Source organism: Pseudooceanicola aestuariicola (assembly GCF_045763785.1).
Classification (GTDB): Bacteria; Pseudomonadota; Alphaproteobacteria; order Rhodobacterales; family Rhodobacteraceae; genus Pseudooceanicola.
This window is the reverse complement of sequence record NZ_JBJGSF010000001.1, coordinates 1345876-1364867: the sequence shown is the minus strand read 5'-3', so window position 1 is coordinate 1364867 and position 18992 is coordinate 1345876. Positions and strand designations below refer to the sequence as shown.

The 18992-nt window shown below is 62.9% G+C and carries 16 protein-coding genes; 8 read left to right on the top strand and 8 right to left on the bottom strand.

The window, feature by feature from the left end; all coding sequences use genetic code 11:
* Positions 1-11: 11 nt before the first annotated feature.
* Complete coding sequence (locus ACI3GR_RS06220; RefSeq protein WP_407493213.1) at positions 12-428, bottom strand: VOC family protein; 417 nt, start codon at positions 426-428, stop codon at positions 12-14.
* A 94-nt stretch (positions 429-522) separates the two neighbouring features.
* On the opposite strand from ACI3GR_RS06220, the gene ACI3GR_RS06215 reads away from it, so the two are divergent.
* Both ACI3GR_RS06215 and ACI3GR_RS06210 read left to right on the top strand, forming a co-directional pair.
* Positions 523-1803, top strand: a complete 1281-nt coding sequence (locus ACI3GR_RS06215; protein WP_407493212.1) for an O-acetylhomoserine aminocarboxypropyltransferase/cysteine synthase family protein — start codon at positions 523-525, stop codon at positions 1801-1803.
* Between the two features lie 115 nt (positions 1804-1918).
* Positions 1919-4834 (top strand): hypothetical protein, encoded by a 2916-nt coding sequence (locus ACI3GR_RS06210; RefSeq protein WP_407493211.1) that lies wholly within the window; start codon positions 1919-1921, stop codon positions 4832-4834.
* Positions 4835-4957: 123 nt separating this feature from the next.
* On the opposite strand, the gene hppD is transcribed toward ACI3GR_RS06210, so the two are convergent.
* Positions 4958-6052 carry a 4-hydroxyphenylpyruvate dioxygenase gene (gene hppD, locus ACI3GR_RS06205; RefSeq protein ID WP_407493210.1) on the bottom strand — a complete coding sequence of 365 codons (1095 nt, stop codon included), beginning with the start codon at positions 6050-6052 and terminating at the stop codon, positions 4958-4960.
* 137 nt (positions 6053-6189) lie between these two features.
* On the opposite strand from hppD, the gene ACI3GR_RS06200 reads away from it, so the two are divergent.
* Together ACI3GR_RS06200 and ACI3GR_RS06195 are read left to right on the top strand one after the other, a co-directional pair.
* Complete coding sequence (locus ACI3GR_RS06200; protein WP_407493209.1) at positions 6190-6654, top strand: Lrp/AsnC family transcriptional regulator; 465 nt, start codon at positions 6190-6192, stop codon at positions 6652-6654.
* A 20-nt stretch (positions 6655-6674) separates the two neighbouring features.
* Entirely contained in the window at positions 6675-8555 is a 1881-nt protein-coding gene (locus tag ACI3GR_RS06195; protein WP_407493208.1) for a monovalent cation:proton antiporter-2 (CPA2) family protein, read from the top strand.
* Here ACI3GR_RS06195 and cobT read toward each other — a convergent pair.
* The gene (cobT, locus tag ACI3GR_RS06190) at positions 8552-9562 is read right to left on the bottom strand and encodes a nicotinate-nucleotide--dimethylbenzimidazole phosphoribosyltransferase (protein WP_407493207.1); all 1011 of its coding nucleotides are present in this window, start codon (positions 9560-9562) and stop codon (positions 8552-8554) included. The genes ACI3GR_RS06195 and cobT overlap by 4 nt on opposite strands.
* Positions 9563-9630: 68 nt before the next feature.
* Between cobT and cobS the strand changes: the two genes are divergently transcribed.
* Positions 9631-10368: an adenosylcobinamide-GDP ribazoletransferase gene (cobS, locus tag ACI3GR_RS06185; protein ID WP_407493206.1), complete on the top strand. Its 738-nt coding sequence runs from the start codon at positions 9631-9633 to the stop codon at positions 10366-10368.
* Between the two features lie 290 nt (positions 10369-10658).
* On the opposite strand, the gene ACI3GR_RS06180 is transcribed toward cobS, so the two are convergent.
* The 5 genes from ACI3GR_RS06180 to ACI3GR_RS06160 all read right to left on the bottom strand — a co-directional run bounded on the left by ACI3GR_RS06180 (position 10659) and on the right by ACI3GR_RS06160 (position 15695).
* Positions 10659-11168, bottom strand: a complete 510-nt coding sequence (locus tag ACI3GR_RS06180) for a CarD family transcriptional regulator (RefSeq protein ID WP_407493205.1) — start codon at positions 11166-11168, stop codon at positions 10659-10661.
* 260 nt (positions 11169-11428) lie between these two features.
* Complete coding sequence (fdxA, locus tag ACI3GR_RS06175; RefSeq protein WP_407493204.1) at positions 11429-11767, bottom strand: ferredoxin FdxA; 339 nt, start codon at positions 11765-11767, stop codon at positions 11429-11431.
* 52 nt (positions 11768-11819) lie between these two features.
* Positions 11820-12212, bottom strand: coding sequence for an RNA-binding S4 domain-containing protein (locus ACI3GR_RS06170; RefSeq protein WP_407493203.1), 393 nt, complete (start codon positions 12210-12212; stop codon positions 11820-11822).
* Between the two features lie 4 nt (positions 12213-12216).
* On the bottom strand, positions 12217-15102 hold the full coding sequence (locus ACI3GR_RS06165; protein ID WP_407493202.1) for a helicase-related protein: 2886 nt from the start codon (positions 15100-15102) through the stop codon (positions 12217-12219).
* 35 nt (positions 15103-15137) lie between these two features.
* A complete protein-coding gene (locus ACI3GR_RS06160; protein WP_407493201.1) occupies positions 15138-15695 on the bottom strand; it encodes a tetratricopeptide repeat protein in 558 nt (185 codons plus the stop codon).
* An 86-nt stretch (positions 15696-15781) separates the two neighbouring features.
* Here ACI3GR_RS06160 and ACI3GR_RS06155 point away from each other — a divergent pair, with 86 nt between their 5' ends.
* From ACI3GR_RS06155 to ACI3GR_RS06145, 3 genes are all read left to right on the top strand, one after another.
* Positions 15782-16069 (top strand): SCP2 sterol-binding domain-containing protein, encoded by a 288-nt coding sequence (locus tag ACI3GR_RS06155; protein ID WP_407493200.1) that lies wholly within the window; start codon positions 15782-15784, stop codon positions 16067-16069.
* A gap of 27 nt (positions 16070-16096) precedes the next feature.
* Positions 16097-17041 (top strand): alpha/beta hydrolase, encoded by a 945-nt coding sequence (locus tag ACI3GR_RS06150; protein ID WP_407493199.1) that lies wholly within the window; start codon positions 16097-16099, stop codon positions 17039-17041.
* A gap of 110 nt (positions 17042-17151) precedes the next feature.
* Entirely contained in the window at positions 17152-18984 is a 1833-nt protein-coding gene (locus ACI3GR_RS06145) for a M3 family oligoendopeptidase (protein WP_407493198.1), read from the top strand.
* The last annotated feature ends 8 nt before the right edge of the window (positions 18985-18992 follow it).

The window sequence follows — 18992 nt, the reverse complement described above, 5'->3', positions numbered from 1 at the left end:
ATGGCCGCGGTTCAGCCCTTCGCGAAGACGCCCGAGAGGTCGCGGAAGCCCTTCACCTCGATCGGGTTGCCCGATGGGTCGCGGAAGAACATGGTCCATTGTTCCCCCGGCTCTCCTTCAAACCGGACCGAGGGCGGCAGGACGAACTCGATCCCTGCGCTTTCCAACCGATCCGCCATGCCGCGCCAGTCTTCATAGGCCAGCACAATCCCCAGATGCGGCATCGGCACCATGTGATCGCCCACCTTACCGGTGTTCGTCGTCTTGAACGGCTCGCCCAGATGCAGCGACAACTGATGCCCGAAGAAATCGAAATCGACCCAGGTGTCGGTGCTGCGCCCCTCTTCCGCGCCCAGCAGGCCAGAATAGAAACGGCGCGCCTCGTCCAAGTCGGTGACGTGATAAGCAAGGTGAAATGGCGGGATCATCGGACGCTCCTGATCGAACAACTTGAGCGGCACGCTGCGATCCCTTAGGGCTGTTGGCAAGACCATAATCAGACATATACGGGAGGATATTTTCATGGCCTACGGTTTCGACACGCTGCAAATCCACGCGGGCGCACGCCCTGATCCGGCAACAGGTGCGCGGCAGACGCCGATCTATCAAAGCACAGCCTATGTGTTCCGCGATGCGGATCATGCGGCGGCTTTGTTCAACCTGCAGGAAGTGGGCTATATCTATTCCCGCCTGACGAACCCCACGGTCGCCGTTCTGCAGGAACGCATCGCGACGCTTGAAGGCGGTCAGGGCGCGGTGTGCTGTTCGTCGGGTCATGCGGCGCAGATCATGGCGCTGTTCCCTCTGATGTCGCCGGGCAAGAACGTCGTCGCCTCTACCCGCCTGTATGGTGGCACGATCACGCAGTTTTCCCAGACAATCAAACGCTTTGGCTGGTCGGCCAAGTTCGTGGATTTCGACGATCTAGACGCGGTCGAGGCCGCGATCGACGACGACACCCGCGCGGTATTCTGCGAAGCCGTGGCGAACCCCGGCGGCTATATCACCGATCTGGACGCGATTTCCGCGATCTCGGACAAGGCCGGGATCCCGCTGATCGTCGATAACACCTCGGCCACGCCGTACCTGTGCCGCCCGATTGAACACGGCGCGACGTTGGTGGTGCATTCGACCACGAAATACCTGACCGGCAACGGCACGGTAACGGGCGGCTGCGTCGTCGATTCGGGTAATTTCGACTGGTCCGCGTCCGACAAGTTCCCGTCGCTGTCGCAGCCTGAACCCGCCTATCACGGGCTGAAGTTCCACGAGACGTTCGGGCCCCTCGCCTTCACCTTCCACGGCATTGCCATCGGTTTGCGCGATCTGGGCATGACGATGAACCCGCAGGCGGCGCATTACACACTGATGGGGATCGAGACGCTGTCGCTGCGCATGGATCGCCATGTGGAAAACGCACTGAAAGTTGCCGGCTGGTTGGAAAAGGACGACCGCGTGTCGGCCGTGACCTATGCGGGGCTGGAGTCGTCGCCCTACCACGACCGGGTCGCCAAGATTTGCCCCAAGGGCGCGGGTGGGCTCTTCACGTTTTCGCTAAAGGCCGGGTACGAGGCCTGCGTGAAATTCGTCGACGCCGTGGAAATCTTCAGCCATGTGGCCAACCTTGGCGACACGCGAAGCCTTGTGATCCACTCGGCCTCGACCACGCACCGACAGCTGACGGAAGAACAACAGAAGGCCGCAGGCGCAGGTCCGGACGTTGTGCGCGTGTCCATAGGGATCGAGGATGCGGACGACCTGATCGCCGATCTGGATCAGGCGCTGACGAAGGCCTGCGGGTAATTGCCGATCAGGGCTGGCAAGAACGTGAGCCTTTTCCAATCGTTAACCGTGCTATAGCATAGTCAAAACGCAGAGGATCCCCGGATTCTCTGCGCCTTTGGCATGTGACGGGCTGATGAAACCGAATTTTGCACTAATTTTGTCCATGGAAGGCATCGCCCTTCTGCAACGCTCCTCTCCGGGATGGGAGCTTGTCGGTGAGGCGTCTCCGGAAAGCCCGACCCTTGGACAGGAAATGAAAGCCCTGCGGGAGGCGGCTGAAAAGCTGGCCCCCGGTCAGGCGACCTTTAAGATCGTTATCCCGAACGAACAGATCCGCTATGTCACCGTGCCCGCAGGCCGCGCCGATCCGGTGTCGCGCCAGCAGACGGTCGCCATGGCGCTGGACGGCCAAACCCCTTATTCGCTGGACGAACTGGCAACCGACAGCGCCGTCAGCGGCCAGCACCTGCACATTGCCGCGGTCGCGCTTGAGACGCTGCAAGAGGCGGATGAATTTGCCCGCGGCTTTGGCTTTACGCCCGTGTCCTTTGCCGCGATGCCAGAGCCGCGCGACTATTCCGGAGAGCCGTTCTTCGGCACCGCGCATGATGTTCCCGCCAACATCACGGTAGAGCCGGACACCGTCGCGATCCGCGTGATCGGTCGGGTGAAATCCCCGACTGCCCCGCCCGCACCGGACCCCGCCAAAGAAGAAGACGCGCCGGTCGCCTTTGTCAGCCGCCGCAGCAAAGAGCCGGAGGGCGAGGACACCCCTGCCCCGGCGGACGCCCCCGCAGCCGCGAAACCTGCGGCAAAATCCGACCCCAAATCCGACGCCGCCGTTGCCAGCGCCAGCAGTGCCAAGGCCAGTGCGCCGCGCGGGGCCGAATTGCGCGCCAGCCGGAAGGCCAGCTGGGAACGTGATGCGGCGAAAAAGGCCAAGGCCGACACCGCTGTCGAAGATGACGCTTCTGCGGCTGATACCGGCGCGGCGCTGACCCCGCCTTCGACCGATTTTGAAACCGCATTCGACGCCACCGACGCGACGCCCAGCCCGCGCCGTCCGAACCCCTTGGCCGGTGTCACCGGCGTTCTGGGCGGGATCGGCACGACCCTTGGCGGTGCGCTGTCGTCCTTTGGCAAGAAACGTGCGGCCCGCGCGTCCGAAGTCCCCGAATTGGTTTTGCCCGATAGCGCGGGGATCAGCCTTGATGGTTCGACGCCCGCGCCTTCGGCCGAAGTTGATGACCCGGTCAATGAGCCAGTCGAACCAAGTATCGCTGAGGCGTCGGAGGAGACGTCCAAGCCCGCCAAGACCTCTCGCTGGAAACGATCCAAGAAAGCCGCCGCCGCACCGATCGTTACGGATGCCGCCGTGGCGGAAGACACCGTCGCCCCTGACCTTGAGGCTGAGGCGTCGTCGCAGGGCCAAGCCCGTTCTCTGGGCGAACTCAGCGCGGAAGAACGCCGGAAAGAAGCGGAGCGGCTGACCGTTTTCGGTGCCCGTGGTGGCGCAGCGTATGAGCCTTCGGGCGGTGGCGCCCGCGTGGCGATTGCCGTGGTCGGCGTGGTCGCCCTGCTGGGCACGGCTGGATGGGCCGCGATCTTTATGAACGACGGCATGGCGCCTCTCGTCTCGCCACAGGCGGGTGTGGAAGAGCGTGAGCCTGCAGAAGAAGTCGCCGGCGCAGCCGTGACCGAAGAATCCGTGCCGCCCGGCCCCGGTGACGATGAGGCGATCGAAGACGTGTCGCCCCTGATCGTGACAGAGGCCGTCGAAGCGGCAGAAGAAACAGCGCCCGAGGAGACCGCCAACGCGGACACTACGGATGTGCCCGCGGACGGGCCAGAGGCCGAGGCGCGCTATGCCGCCACGGGCATCTGGCAGGATTCGCCTGACCCGCTGGCGTCTGAAACGCTTGGCGCCGATGACGCGGCGCGTGACGACAACCCCGGATCCGACGGCCCGCCGCAACGGATGGAGCAACCGGCGCTGGCCGCGCTGGTGCCCGACGCACTGCCCACACCGCCCGGCCCGCCGCCGACCCCCGGCCAACGGTTCAACATGGACGACCGCGGGTTGGTCATCGCCACGCCCGAAGGGGCTGTGACGCCGCAGGGCGTTGTGGTCTACGCAGGCGATCCGCCGCTGCTGCCGCCCACCCGTCCCGGAGAGCCTGAGCAGACGCAGGACGATGCGGCGCTGCAACCCGAAGCAACACCGGACGTGACGCCCGAAGCGACACCAGAGGACGAGGCCGAAGTCACCGTCATCGCGGGTCTGCCGCCGATCCTGCCGCCCGCACGGCCCGGCGTGACCGAAGGGGTCGCTGAAGAAACTGCGCCCGTGACAGAGCCCGTGACGGAGCTGGCGGTCGACACCGCCGAGGCCACACCGGAGCTGACCGAAGACACCGCCGTAGAGGCCGAGGTCGAAACCGTCGCCGCCCGGCCCGAGCCGCGGTTTGAGGCCCTGCGACCGCTGATCCGCCCCTTCGCAGCCGATCCCGATCCGGCGCCGATCCAGGTGGCCGCTGCCACCACCACCGGCCCCGCCCAAGGGGCATCGCTGGCCAGTGGCGCGATTGAAAGCGCGGTCGCCGCAGCCCTGAATGACGAAGGGGTCACGCGCACCTCTGCCGCCGCGGGTCTGGTAATTGCGCCACAACCCACGCCAGAGCCGCAGCTAGAGCCCGCCTTTACCGCCCTGCGCCCGCTAAAACGTCCCGAAAACATGCCGCAACTGGCCGCCGCTGCGCGGGTCACGCAGGCCCCGCCGCCTGCCGTGGTGCCGCGCGTGCCATCTTCGGCTTCGGTCACGCGTCAGGCGACGGTGCGCAATGCGATCAACCTGAACCGGATCAACCTGATCGGCGTTTACGGCCAGCCCTCTGACCGGCGCGCGCTGGTGCGTCTGGCCAATGGCCGGTATCGCAAGGTGCAGGTCGGGGACCGAATTGATGGGGGTCGTGTTCTGGCGATTGGCGATGGCACGCTGCGCTATCAGAAGAACGGGCGCAACGTGACGCTGGATATGCCAAGCGGCTAAGCGGGTGATGGGCCGCTGACGCAGCCCATGCCTTCGGCGAGGATATTTTCATCAAGCTGAAATGAAAACGGGCCGCGTCGTGCGGCCCGTTTCGTTTTGTGCGTTGATCAATCTGGCTGCGGGTTATTCCGCCGCGATCTCTCCGTTGTCGATCTGCTCTTGTTCGATCGACTCGAAGAGTGCCTTGAAGTTGCCTTCGCCAAAGCCGTCGTCGCCTTTGCGCTGGATGAACTCGAAAAAGATCGGACCGATCACGGTTTTCGAGAAGATCTGCAGCAGGATCCGCGTCTCTCCGCCATCAACGACACCTTCGCCGTCGATCAGGATGCCGTGCTTTTTCATCCGCTCAATCGGTTCTTCGTGATCCTTCACGCGGTCATGCGACATGGCGTAATAGGCGTCGGGCGGGCCGGGCATGTATTTGATGCCCTTTTCGGCGATCTGGTCGGTGGCGTCATAGATGTCGCGCGCGCCGACCGCGATGTGCTGGATGCCTTCGCCATTGTACTTCTTAAGGTAGGCAACGATCTGCCCCGTCTCTCCCCGGTCTTCGTTGATCGGGATCCGGATGCGGCCACAGGGAGAGGTCAGCGCGCGACTGAATAGCCCGGTGAACTTGCCCTGAATGTCGAAGAACCGGATTTCCTTGAAGTTGAACAGGTCACCGTAGAACTTGAACCACGTGTCCATGTTGCCCTTGAACACGTTGTGCGTCAGGTGGTCGAGGTAATAGAACCCGACGCCGCGCGGCTTGGACTGGGCCAGCCAGTCGAATTCGCGGTTGTAGGGCGAGGTCTCGTAATATTCTTCGATAAAGTAGATGAGCGAGCCGCCGATGCCGACGATCGCAGGCACATCCATCAGCTTGCCGTTGCCCTCATAGGGTGTGGCGCCGTTCTTCACCGCGTGATCGAAGGCGTGCTGGGCATCGACGACGCGCCAGCCCATCGACGGCGCGCAGGGCCCGTGTTCTTCGATGAACTGGGCCGCGTGGGTGCCGGGTTCCGCGTTGATGATGTAGGTGATGTCGCCCTGCTGCCAAAGCTCCACGTCTTTGGATTTGTGGCGGCCAACCAGTTCATACCCCATGCGGGAAAACAGGTCGCGCAATTCGTCCGGGTTGGGATGGGCGAACTCGACGAACTCGAACCCGTCGGTGCCGGCGGGGTTTTCGGGGGTGATGGTGGATTTCGGGGCGTCGTGGGGGAACGGACCCATGGGGAACCTCCTGTCTGTATAGCTTTTGTGCAAATTACGCCCCATGCCGCACATTATCTGCGCGTTCTTGCGGGTGACTTGTGGTTGGCGCGCGCGAAATTTACACTATCTGCAACCATCATGCGGAGATTTCGCGAATGCTGGATTCGACTGACCTGCGCCTGCTGGAGGTGCTGCAAACCAACGCCAACCTAACCGCCCAGGACCTGGGCGAGAGGTTGAACCTGTCGCCGTCCCAAGCCGGGCGCAGGCGGCAGAGGCTGGAGGCCGAAGGCTATGTGCAGGCCTATGTCGCGCGGCTGGCCCCGCAGGCACTGGGCCTTGATATTCAGGCCTTTGTGCAGGTTCAGCTGGGCACCCACGGGCCAAATCAGTCGCGCGAGTTTGCCACGCTGATCCAGACCCGGGACGAGGTCACCGGCGCGTGGACATTGACCGGCGAAGCTGATTACTTGTTGCGCGTCTATTGTGCCGATCTGGGCGCGCTTCACCAACTGATTCACGAAGTTCTGCTGCCGCATCCATCTGTCACAAGGGTGCAAAGTCAGATCGTTATGGACCAATTCAAACAGGACGGCCCCCTACCCGTTCGCCCCCTTTAAAGGCAAGGACTTAGACGCATATGGAAGGCTTCCTGTTTCAGGCGACGATCTATCTGGCAGCCGCGGTGATCGCCGTACCGATCGCGTCCCGGCTGGGGCTGGGATCGGTACTGGGCTATCTGGCGGCGGGTATCGTCATCGGGCCGGTTCTGGGGCTGGTGGGGACGGACAACACCGACCTGCAGCACTTTGCCGAATTTGGCGTCGTGATGATGCTGTTCCTGATCGGGCTGGAGCTTGAGCCGCGCGCGCTGTGGGACATGCGACACCGATTGCTGGGGCTTGGTGGGTTGCAGGTCGTGCTGACGACGCTGGCCGTGATGGTGGGCTTTGTCGCGCTTGGGTACGCATGGCAGGTGTCGCTGGCCGTGGGGATGATCCTTGCGCTGTCGTCGACGGCCATCGTGCTGCAAACCCTGTCGGAAAAGGGGTTGATGCAGACGCCGGGCGGACGATCCGCGTTTTCCGTGTTGCTGACGCAGGATATCGCGGTGATCCCGATGCTGGCCTTCCTGCCGCTGCTGGCCTTGCCGTCCCTTGGGTTGAAGGCGAACCCTGATGGATCGCTTACCCGGACTGCGATGGAGGCGGACGCCCACCACGGGATGAGCCTTGTGGAAGGCCTGCCCGGCTGGGGGGTGACACTGGTGACCTTTGGCGCTGTGGCGGCGGTGATCCTGACGGGTATCTACCTGACCGCGCCGGTGTTCCGCTTTATCCACGCGGCCAAGCTGCGCGAAATGTACACCGCGCTGGCGCTGATGATCGTGATCGGCATCGCCTTTCTGATGAACCTTGTGGGCCTGTCCCCGGCGCTTGGCACCTTTCTGGCGGGCGTGGTTCTGGCCAACAGCGAATTCCGACACGAGCTGGAGTCGGACATTGAGCCCTTCAAGGGGCTGTTGCTGGGTCTGTTCTTCATCACCGTGGGCGCGGGCATCAACTTTGGCGTGCTGGTGAAATCTCCGGGCATCATCCTTGGGCTGACGGTCGCGCTGATCCTGATCAAGGGGATCATCCTCTTCCTGATCGGGCGCGCGTTCAAGCTGAGGCGGCGGCGGCTGATGCTGTTCACCCTGTCGCTAAGCCAGGCGGGGGAATTCGGGTTCGTACTGCTGTCGTTCTCGCGCCAGCAAGAGGTGCTGCCCCCGGTGCTGGCGGAACGGCTGTTGCTGGTGATCGCCCTGTCGATGCTGATCACGCCGCTGCTGTTCCTGTTCTACGACTACATGTCCAAGAAGATGGGCGACCCGGCCAGCGAAACGCGCGCCGCCGATGAGATTGACGATGAAGGCCCTGTGATCATCGCGGGCGTGGGTCGGTTTGGGCAAATCGTGAACCGGCTGTTGCAATCCTCGGGTATCAAAACGGTCGTTCTGGACAACAACATCCGCACGATCGAGGTGATGCGCCGCTTTGGTTTCAAGGGGTATTTCGGCGATCCATCGCGCCCGGACATCCTGCGGGCGGCGGGGCTGGACAAGGCCCGCGTGCTGGTGGCTGCCATTGACGATCCCAAATCGGTCACCGATCTGGTCGCCTATGCTCGCAAGCAGCGGCCCGACATTCACATCGTGGCGCGCGCGCATGACCGGCGGCATGTGTATGAACTTTATCAGGCCGGGGCCGACGATATCGTGCGGGAAACCTTTGACAGCAGCCTGCGCGCGGGCCGCTATGTGTTGGAGAATACGGGCTTTTCGGACTTCGAGGCGGCCAAGCTAGAACAGGCCTTCTTCCACCACGACAGGGATACGGTGCGTGAACTGGCCGAGTTGTGGGACCCGAACCTGCCTGCGGACAAGAACCCTGAATACATCCAGCGCGCGAAGGAACTGGAGCGGGACCTTGAGGCCTCGCTCCAGTCGATCCTGACCCGCGATGGGGATGAGGCGGCTTAACCGTCGCTGACGCCCGCCTCGACAAAGGTGGCCATGCCGGAATGGCAGGCCACCGCGCCCTTCAGCACGCCGATGGCCAGCGCCGCGCCAGAGCCTTCGCCAAGACGCAGGCCAAGGTTCAACAGCGGCTCTTTGCCCAGTTGTTCCAACAGGTTGGGATGGGCGGATTCGGCGCTGACATGGCCCGCGACGCAGTGATCCAGCGCGGCGGAGTTCATCGCCTGAAGGCAGGCCGCGGCGGAACAGCAGATGAACCCGTCCAAGATCACCGGGATGCCTTCGACGCGCGCCCGCAGGATTGCCCCCGCCATGGCCGCGATTTCGCGCCCGCCAAGGCTGGCCAGAACGTCGATGCCGTCTTTCCCGCCGTGTTTGGCAACGCCCGCCGACACGACCTCTGCCTTGCGGGTCAGACCCGCGTCATCGACGCCTGTGCCACGTCCGACCCAGTCCTGCGCCGTGCCGCCGTAAAGCGCATTGGCGATGGCCGCCGCGGCGGTGGTGTTGCCGATTCCCATTTCGCCCGTCACCAGCAGATCGGCCTTGGCGTCTACCGCGTTCCAGCCAGTGGTCAGCGCGGCCAGAACGTCAGCGTCATCCATTGCGGCGGTTTCGGTAAAGTCGTTCGTGGGGCGATCCAGATCCAGCGCGTGGACGTCCATCTGTGCGCCAAAGGCTTTGGACAGCTGGTTGATCGCCGCGCCACCGTGTTCGAAATTCGCCACCATCTGGACCGTCACCTCGGGCGGGAAGGCCGATACGCCTTTGGCCGCAACCCCATGGTTCCCGGCGAAAATAATGACCTGAGGGTGATCAAGCGACGGACGCCCGTTGCCGCGCCAGCCCGCGTACCATTGCGCCAGATCCTCCAACCGGCCAAGCGCCGCCGGGGGTTTCGTCAGCTGACCATTGCGATCCGCCGCGTCGGCCTGCGCCTGGGCATCAGGCCCCGGCAAATCAGCCAATAGATCACGGAACTGGTCCAGCGTAGCGGGGGCGGATGTCATGGCAAAACCTCGTTGTGCAGAATTCTCTCGCGGTGTCTAAAGCATGGGAAATCAGGAGCAACCCCACGATGCGCGCCCTTTCAAACGCCTTTGACGACATCCTGACAGGCTTTGGTCTGCTGACCCGCCTGCCCTTGCCCAATCACACCGCCCGCGGGGCCAACGCCGGGTGGAGCTGGCCCTTGGTCGGGCTGGTCGTCGGGCTGATCGGATGGGCGGTGGGCTTTGTGGCCATCGCGGCGGGCGTGGCCGATCCGCTGGCGGCGGTTCTGGTGGTCGGCGCGCTGGTCATGGTGACCGGAGGGCTACACGAAGATGGTCTGGCAGATACTGCAGACGGTCTGTGGGGCGGCTGGACCCGCGAGCGGCGGCTAGAGATCATGCGCGACAGCCGGATCGGGTCCTACGGGGTGATCGCGCTGGTGCTGGTGCTTCTGGCGCGGGTCTTTGCGGTGTTTCTGGTGATCAACGCGTGGGTTCTGCCTGCGCTGGTGGCCGCTGCGGTGCTGTCACGCGGGGTTTTGCCCGGTGTGATGGCGCTGGTCTCCAATGCGCGGGAGGACGGGCTGTCGCGCGGCGTGGGGCGTCCGTCGTTGGCAGTGTCTGGGGTCAGTGCGGCGCTGGCCGTTGTGCTGGGCGCGTTTTGCGTCGGGTGGAGCGTTGTGGCTGCCGTGGTGGCAGTTCTGGTCGTGGCCTGCGGTATGGCTTTGCTGGCGCGGTCCCGGATCGGTGGGCAGACGGGTGATATTCTGGGGGCTGTGCAGGTGCTGGCCGAAGTGGCGGTGCTGGTCGTGTTGGTGAGCTGAGCGCGGCGGAGGGCAGCGCACGAGCGTGCTGCCTGAGGTCGTCTTAAGCCCGGAATCGAGGCACGAAGTGCCGCCGGGCAGCGCCCGACCGCCCCATGGGCGGGCGCTTAGCGACCGTTAGCGCGACGATCTTATGCGCGGCTACCACGTTTGGATAAAGCGAAGACTACATTCGGCGTGAGCGCCAGCCCGCGGTCGGACACCGCCCTCTGTTCAGGATATACAATTCCGCAACGAAAAAACCGCCCCGGTCACCCGAGGCGGTCAATTCAGTTAAGCCGATCAGCGAATTACGCTGCGCGGGACACCAGAACGGCGTCCACTTTGCGCGCGGCGTCCACTTCGTCCGCGCCGGACACGGCGGCGACTTCGCGGGTCAGACGCTCTAGCGCGGCTTCGTACAGCTGACGCTCAGAATAGCTCTGCTCGCGCTGGTCGTCGTTGCGGTGCAGGTCGCGCACGACCTCTGCAATGGCAACCAGATCGCCAGAGTTGATCTTCTGTTCGTATTCCTGCGCGCGGCGGGACCACATGGCGCGTTTTACCTTCGCCTTGCCTTTCAGCGTGGTCATGGCCTTGGACACGACGTCCGGCGTCGACAGGGACCGCATCCCCACTTCGGTGGCCTTGTTGGTCGGAACGCGCAGGGTCATCTTATCCTTCTCAAAGGAAATGACGAACAATTCCAGAGAGATACCGGCGATTTCCTGGCTTTCGATCGACACGATCTGGCCAACGCCATGCGCGGGGTACACGACGTATTCATTGGGGCTGAAGTCGGCTTTTTTAGCTTTAGTCATTTTTTTATTCCTCACATTGCCCGGATCACGACAGGCCGCAAAGGACCGGGCGAGGAATAGCACCTCGTCCGGCTGCGGAAAATCTGTGGTTACGTACCGTAGCGGGTGGCAGCAAGCGCTACGTTTAGGCAGGCAGTCTTCATCATACGAAGAACAAAATACCACGAATCGCCCCGAATCGGAAGCGTCATGTTGCGGTGCAGCGCCAGAGCGCCCTCAGGGGGCGTCACGACCTGACACAAACTTGGGTCCAAGCTGGTTTAACCACCCTCGCCCGGCTGTTCGCTAAAGTACTTCTCAAGCTTGCCGGATTCGCCGTCGTGTTCTTCGGCGTCGGGCAGCGGGTCCTTACGGGTGATGATGACCGGCCAAAGTTCCGAATACTTGCGGTTGAACTCGACCCATTTCTCCATGTCCGGCTCTGTGTCCGGGCGAATGGCATCGGCGGGGCATTCGGGTTCGCAGACACCGCAGTCGATACATTCGTCGGGGTGAATCACCAGCATGTTTTCGCCTTCGTAGAAGCAATCCACGGGGCAGACTTCGACACAGTCGGTGTACTTGCAGGCGATGCAGGCGTCGTTGACGATATAGGTCATGTAAGGCTCGGGGTTAGGCGTGTTCCGGGGTTAGCTAGCGTGGCCCGCCCGATCATTCAAGCGCCTCATCGCCGCGCCCCTTGCGATAAAGATCAAGCTTCCGTCTATCCCGCTTGGTCGGGCGAGAATTGCCTTCAATCCGGGCACCTTGGGGGATTTCCGTCTTCTCGACCGGGGGCGACATATCATCGTACAGCGTCTGCGCTTCGGTCGCGGGGCCGCGACGAGTGGCTGCCGCAAGGATGCGGACCACGCGGATGCGGTCACCTTGCGGGAATGTCAGCACATCACCGCGCTGCACTGCATGCGATGCCTTGCCCGCCCGGTTTCCATTCACACGAACATGGCCGCCGGTCACCAGAGCGGCGGCGAGGCTGCGCGATTTCACGAACCGCGCCTGCCATATCCATTTGTCCAAGCGGAATTTTTGCGACTGATCCACCATTGGATCAGTCCGTTTTCAAGCCCTTCAACGCGGCGGCAAAGGGGTTGTCCGGGTCAATCGCCTTCTCGCGCTTGGGACCGGACTGGAAGGATTTCGGCCCGTCGTCACGACGCTTGCCGCCCTTGCCCTTAGGCCCGCGCGGTTTGCCGCCCTTCTTGGCGTCGTCGGCGCGCGGCTTGCCACGGCGGCCGCCCTGTTCGCCCGGACGTTTGGACCGCGTGCCACCCCAAGTGAAGGTGTAGAAGGTCTCGTACTCCGGCGCGGCGTCGGCCACGTGCTGGGTGTCTGCGATGGTGTCGTCACTGGGCGTGTCGACCTCTTCGGGCGTGGCCTCGGGATCGACCTCGGCCAGCACCTCTTCGGTCGACAGACCGGCGGTGGTGGCGTCGCTTTCCAGTTTCTCGGGCGTGCCGTCGACGGTCGCGCCTTCGACAGCGGGTTCCGAGGGTTCGGCGGTTACAGCGGCGTCGTCTACGACCTGAGGCTCTTTGCCCGCAGGTTCGGCCTGCACGCGCTGCTTTTCGCGTTCGCCCTTTTCAGCCTTGTAACCGAGGCCCTGCATCAGGTCGGCGAACTGGTCCAGCGTCATGCCGGTGATCGACAGCATGTCGGCCTTCGCCTCGAACCCGCTGCGGGTGTCTTCGCCGCGCAGCATGTCGGCCAGACGTTCCAGCATGTCGATGCGGATCGACCGGTCGCCCGCCACGCGGTAGCCCGCCATCGCGGCATAGCCTTCAGGCGCGCTTTGGTCGGTCGGCACGGTGACCAGACCGGGGGGCGGCGCTTCGGGGAATTCGTCCAGTTTGTTGGCCAGGGCCCACAGAACAAGGCGCAGACGCGTCGGCGCGGGTTTCAGCAGCAGCGGCATGAAGATGGTGAACTGACCGAACCGCACACCATGTTTGCGCAGCGCGCCGCGGGCGTCCTGATCCAGTTGTTTGACCGTATCGGCCACCTGTTGACGCGGCAGAATGCCCAGACCTTCAACCATTTGGAAGGCAAAGCCACGCGCCATGCCCGACAGCGATTCATCGCGGGACATGTTCAGCAGGGGTTCGAACAGCGCGGCGATCTTGCGATCGATAAAGTGCTGCAAACGACGCTGCACCTTTTCGGCCACGTCCTGCCCGGCTTCGTCATCGACGAAAACCTGTACCTGCGGCTTCAGCGGATCGGACCCGGCGGTCAGTTTGCCCACCGCTTGATCACCCCACATCAACCCGCCCTGTTCGGTAAAGTCGATTTCCGTATCGGGGGCGTTGTAGAACTTGTCCGCGCGCAGATGGAAATGCGGCGCAAGCGCCTGCAAAGCCGCACGGCTGATTGTTTTGGCTTCTTCGCCGGACGCTTTGGCATCCTGACGGAAACGGAACCCTTCCAGACGGCCGACGAATTCGCCTTCGACCGTTACATCCCCGGTATCACTGACTTCGGCCAAAAGGGCCTCCTTCTGCTTGAGCCGCCGCAACAACACACTGGTGCGCCGGTCCACAAATCTTTGGGTCAGACGCTCATGAAGGGCATCTGACAGACGGTCTTCTACAGCGCGAGTCTCTCCGCGCCAATGGTTTTCGTCGGAAACCCAGCCCCGACGTTGCGCGACGTACGTCCATGTGCGGATAAACGCCAACCGTTTTGACAGGGTGTCGATGTCACCATCGGTGCGGTCGATACGCTTGATCTGGCGGGCCAGCCAGTCGTCTGGGATGGTGCCGCGCTGGTGCAGATCGGCAAAAATCTGGGTCAGCAGGCTGGCGTGTTCGGCGTGGCTGATGCCGCGGAAATCGGGGATCCGGCAAACATCCCACAGCAGGCGCACCGCGTCGGGGGTGCTGGCCCGAGCCCGAGCTTCCGCATCGGCAGCAAGGGTGCGCAGGGCGATCAGGTCATCGGCATCGCGCGCTTTGACCAGACCTTCGCGGTTGGATGGTTCTTCCAGCGACGCGATCAGTTTGTCGGGGCTGGCAAAGTTCAGCGCCGGGTTGCGCCATTGCAGGTGGCGCACGGGGGTGAACTGATGCTCCATGATCGCCTCGGCCATGGGCTGTTCCAATGGCGGGGCTTCGCCCGTGACGCCAAAGGTGCCGTCCGACATGCCGCGCCCTGCCCGACCTGCAATCTGGGCTAGTTCGTTTGGCGCCAAGGGGCGCATCCGGCGACCGTCGAATTTGGTCAGCGACGAAAAGGCGACGTGATTGATATCGAGGTTCAGGCCCATGCCGATGGCGTCGGTGGCGACCAGAAAATCCACATCGCCGTTCTGATACAGATCGACCTGCGCATTCCGCGTGCGGGGGCTTAGCGCGCCCATCACAACCGCTGCGCCACCCTTCTGGCGGCGCAACAGCTCTGCGATGGCATACACATTATCAACCGAAAAGCCGACAATTGCCGATCTTGGCGGCATCCGACTTATCTTTTTCGAACCATTATACACTAATTGGGACATTCTCTGGCGGTGCATGAATTGCACCCCCGGTACAAGGTCTGCAATCTTGCCGCGCATGGTGTCAGACCCAAGAAACAGCGTCTCGTGCGTGCCACGGGCGCGCAGCAGCCGGTCGGTAAAGACGTGCCCCCGTTCGGGATCGGCGCAAAGCTGGATTTCGTCTACTGCCAGAAAGTCTGGGCCCGTGCCTTCGGGCATCGCCTCGACCGTGCAGACCCAATATTGCGTGCGGGGCGGGACGATGCGTTCTTCGCCCGTGACCAGCGCCACGACCGACGGGCCGCGGATGGCGACGATCTTGTCATAGACCTCGCGCGCCAGCAGACGCAGGGGCAGCCCGATGATCCCGGTGCGATAGCCCAGCATCCGGTCGATGGCATAATGGGTTTTGCCCGTGTTGGTCGGCCCTAGAACGGCCGTTATGATGCCCTGCCCGGCCATGCTGGCCCTTCCCGATTAAGCGATGAGGGGTCGGCCTAGAGCGTCTGGCCGGTGATTTTGCCCTGCAGCCGCTCTTGCGCCTCGATCGCGCGTTCGTGGGTTGGGTACATCTCGAGCACGCGAGAATAAAGCTCAAACGCCTCATCGGGTTTGTCGAGAGATTCAAAAATCACGCCCAGACCGTAGATGGCGTTGAAATGATTGGGGTTCAGCGTCAGCGTCTGCCCCAGATCGGCCACGGCCAGCCCGAATTCTTCCTGTCGGTAGAAGGCCTGCGCACGCCTATGCCACGCCTCGGCAAAGCCCGGGGCATGGTCGATCAGCGCCGAGAAGTGGCCAATCGCCTTGTCCACGTCGCCCGCCTCTAACGCGTCAGAGCCGCGGGTCATCAGCAAATCCATCGAGGCGGATCCAGAACGGCGCCACGCGAGGTCCAGCTCACGCTCGATCTTTTTTGCATCCACCGGATCAGCATCCTGAAGGCGTTGCAAAAGATCGTCCGTCGCGCCACCCTGCGCCTGAGCGAACAACGCTCCGGGCACGGCGATGGCAAATGCCGTAACGATAGGTTTGAGAATCTGCTTTGAGACCATCATAACAATCCTATGTGTAGCGTCAGTATCGGCAATTCCCGGCACGATGTAACCCCCAAGGGACCGAATTCCAGAAAAGGTGAACCATGAGTGAAGTAATCAACGCAGCTGTCGCAGCCCTGCAGGAAAAGATGAGCGGTGGGATCGACGGAACCGCCAAGTTCGTCGTCGAAGGTGAAGGCGCCATCATGATCGAAGGCGACACCGTGCGCGAAGGCGACGAAGACGCCGATGTGACCATGACCGCCGACGCGGCCACCTTTCAGGAAATCATGGCGGGCGATCTGAACCCGACCTCGGCCTTCATGACGGGCCGTCTGTCTGTTGATGGCGACATGTCCAAGGCGATGGCGCTTGGCGCCGCGCTAAGCTGATCTGACAGGTACGGGAAGGATCGGGCGATGGAGCAGGCACCGTTCTTTGCAGACGTGGCCGAAGGGCCCGACGGCGGTCAGGCCGTCTGGACCAAGGCCAGCGACGGTGTCCGCATCCGCGTGGGCTGGTGGCCCGCAAAAGGCACGCCCAAGGGCACGCTTCTGATCTTTCCCGGCCGTACCGAATACATCGAAAAATATGGCCGCGACGCGCAGGTTCTGTGCGACGCGGGCTATGCGGTTCTGGCGGTCGACTGGCGCGGTCAGGGCATTGCGGACCGTCTGATCGACGATCCGCGTATCGGCCATGTGAAGGAATTTCCCGACTATCAGAAAGACGTCGCCGCTGTGATGGAGGTCGCCAAGGCCGCCAACCTGCCGCGCCCCTATCACATGCTGGGCCATTCCATGGGCGGCTGCATCGGGCTGCGCGCCGCGATGGAGGGGCTGGACGTCAAATCGGTGATCTTCTCGGCCCCGATGTGGGGGATCCGGCTGAACATCTTCATGCGGCCTATCGCAGTATCGCTGTCGACGATTTCCGTCGCCCTTGGCAAAGACAGCGCCATGGCCCCGGGGATGAGCGCCGAGGCCTATCCGCTGGCCAATGATTTTGCCGAAAACAAACTGACGGCGGACCGGGATTTCTATGACTACATGGCCCGTCAGGTCACGACCCACGAAGGGCTGAAGCTGGGCGGGCCGTCCATGCGCTGGCTTAACCTCGCGCTGTCGGAAACCAAGCAATTGGCCGCGCGCCCTGCCCCGAACTACCCCTGCCTGACCCTTTTGGGAGAGGCCGAAGCCATCGTTGATCCGGGCCGCATCCTGACCCGGATGAAAAGCTGGCCGGGCGGTGATCTGATGATGCTGCCCGACGCGCGGCACGAAGTGCTGATGGAAGTGCCCGCCACGCGCGAGGCGATTTTCAAACGCCTCCTGCCCTTTATGGATCAGCACGGCGCAGCGTAAGGGGTCGTGGGTGAGAAACCCAGCAGACGAAAACAAGACCACCGTGCGGTGGGGTTGCCCTGCCCTGACCCCGGGCATATCTCTGACGAAACCGAATTAAGAGAGAGCCCATGATCGCGCAGCCTTTCCACCTTCCGACACTCCTCCGTGACGCCAACGCCCAATCGGGTGGCAAAGACCTTGGCAAGCTTCCCGACTGGGACCTGAGCGACCTTTACACTGGCGAAGACGCCCCCGAACTGCAGCGCGATCTGGAGTTTCTGCAGACCGAATGCGCGTCCTTTGCCGAAGATTACGAAGGCAAGCTGGATACGCTGGACGCCGACGCGATGCTGACCTGCATCCAGCGCGACGAAAAGCTGACCAATATCTCGGGTCGGATCATGTCTTACGCTGGTCTGCGCTATTACCAGCAGACGACCGATGGTGGCCGCGCCAAGTTCATGTCCGACATGCAGGACAAGATCACCACCTACACCACGCCGCTGGTCTTCTTCACGCTAGAGCTGAACCGCCTGCCCGACGATCATCTGGACGCGCTGCTGGCCGCCAACGACGAATTGGCCCGCTACAAGCCGATCTTTGACCGCATCCGTACGATGAAGCCCTACCAGCTGTCGGACGAGATGGAGAAATTCCTACACGACATGGGCGTCGTGGGCGATGCCTGGGAAAAGCTCTTTGACGAAACCGTTGCGGGCCTGACGTTCTGCGTCAACGGGGACGAGCTGGGGCTGGAAGCCACAACCACCCTTCTGACCGACCCCGACCGCGACGTGCGCGAAGCCGCCGCCCGCGAAATCGCCGCCGTTCTGGGCGACAACATCCGCACCTTTGCCCGCGTTCACAACACGCAGGCCAAAGAGAAGGAAGTCATGGACCGCTGGCGCGGGATGCCCACTGCCCAGACCGGTCGCCACCTGTCCAACCATGTGGAACCCGAGGTGGTCGAGGCGCTGCGCAACGCCGTGGTCAACGCCTACCCCCGCCTGTCGCACCGCTATTATGAGCTAAAGCGCAAATGGCTGGGTCTGGACCGTATGCAGGTCTGGGATCGCAACGCGCCCCTGCCGATCGAGCCCGCGAAAACCGTCAACTGGGACACCGCGCAGGATATGGTCATGTCGGCCTATGCGGGGTTCGACACGCGAATGGCCGATATTGCCGAACCCTTCTTCACCAAGGGCTGGATCGACGCAGGGGTGAAGCCGGGCAAAGCGCCCGGTGCCTTTGCCCACCCGACCGTCACCAATGTGCATCCCTACGTCATGCTGAACTACCTCGGCAAACCGCGGGACGTGATGACGCTGGCGCATGAATTGGGCCACGGCGTGCATCAGGTGCTAGCGGCGGAACAGGGGGAACTCTTGTCCTCTACCCCGCTGACGTTGGCGGAAACCGCATCCGTATTTGGCGAAATGCTGACCTTCCGCAAGCTGCTGGACGAGGCCAAGACCCAGTCCGAACGCAAGACCCTGCTGGCGGGCAAGGTCGAGGATATGATCAACACGGTCGTCCGTCAGATCGCGTTCTATGACTTCGAATGCAAACTGCACGCCGCCCGCCGCGAAGGGGAACTGACGCCCGAGGACATCAACGCGCTGTGGATGTCGGTGCAGGCAGAATCCCTTGGGCCGGCGTTCGATTTCATGGACGGCTACGAGGTCTTCTGGTCCTACATCCCGCACTTCATCCACTCGCCCTTCTACGTCTATGCCTATGCCTTCGGCGACGGGCTGGTGAACGCGCTTTACGCCGCCTACCAAGAGGCGCCCGAAGGGTTCCAAGACAAGTACTTCGACATGCTGCGCGCTGGCGGGTCCAAGCACCACAAGGAACTGCTGGCCCCCTTCGGCCTTGACGCCTCTGACCCCAGCTTCTGGGACAAGGGCCTATCGATGATCGAAGGCATGATCGACGAACTGGAGGCGATGGAAGACTAAGCGCCCCA

Excerpts from the sequence above, each read along its gene's own strand:
- ACI3GR_RS06215 (WP_407493212.1), top strand. The coding sequence starts at position 523 with ATGGCCTACGGTTTCGACACGCTGCAAATCCACGCGGGCGCACGCCCT.
- ACI3GR_RS06180 (WP_407493205.1), bottom strand. The coding sequence starts at position 11,168 with ATGACTAAAGCTAAAAAAGCCGACTTCAGCCCCAATGAATACGTCGTG.
- ACI3GR_RS06195 (WP_407493208.1), top strand. The coding sequence starts at position 6,675 with ATGGAAGGCTTCCTGTTTCAGGCGACGATCTATCTGGCAGCCGCGGTG.
- fdxA (WP_407493204.1), bottom strand. The coding sequence starts at position 11,767 with ATGACCTATATCGTCAACGACGCCTGCATCGCCTGCAAGTACACCGAC.
- ACI3GR_RS06170 (WP_407493203.1), bottom strand. The coding sequence starts at position 12,212 with ATGGTGGATCAGTCGCAAAAATTCCGCTTGGACAAATGGATATGGCAG.
- cobT (WP_407493207.1), bottom strand. The coding sequence starts at position 9,562 with ATGACATCCGCCCCCGCTACGCTGGACCAGTTCCGTGATCTATTGGCT.
- ACI3GR_RS06155 (WP_407493200.1), top strand. The coding sequence starts at position 15,782 with ATGAGTGAAGTAATCAACGCAGCTGTCGCAGCCCTGCAGGAAAAGATG.
- ACI3GR_RS06160 (WP_407493201.1), bottom strand. The coding sequence starts at position 15,695 with ATGGTCTCAAAGCAGATTCTCAAACCTATCGTTACGGCATTTGCCATC.
- ACI3GR_RS06165 (WP_407493202.1), bottom strand. The coding sequence starts at position 15,102 with ATGGCCGGGCAGGGCATCATAACGGCCGTTCTAGGGCCGACCAACACG.
- ACI3GR_RS06150 (WP_407493199.1), top strand. The coding sequence starts at position 16,097 with ATGGAGCAGGCACCGTTCTTTGCAGACGTGGCCGAAGGGCCCGACGGC.
- ACI3GR_RS06200 (WP_407493209.1), top strand. The coding sequence starts at position 6,190 with ATGCTGGATTCGACTGACCTGCGCCTGCTGGAGGTGCTGCAAACCAAC.
- ACI3GR_RS06220 (WP_407493213.1), bottom strand. The coding sequence starts at position 428 with ATGATCCCGCCATTTCACCTTGCTTATCACGTCACCGACTTGGACGAG.
- ACI3GR_RS06210 (WP_407493211.1), top strand. The coding sequence starts at position 1,919 with ATGAAACCGAATTTTGCACTAATTTTGTCCATGGAAGGCATCGCCCTT.
- ACI3GR_RS06145 (WP_407493198.1), top strand. The coding sequence starts at position 17,152 with ATGATCGCGCAGCCTTTCCACCTTCCGACACTCCTCCGTGACGCCAAC.
- hppD (WP_407493210.1), bottom strand. The coding sequence starts at position 6,052 with ATGGGTCCGTTCCCCCACGACGCCCCGAAATCCACCATCACCCCCGAA.
- cobS (WP_407493206.1), top strand. The coding sequence starts at position 9,631 with ATGCGCGCCCTTTCAAACGCCTTTGACGACATCCTGACAGGCTTTGGT.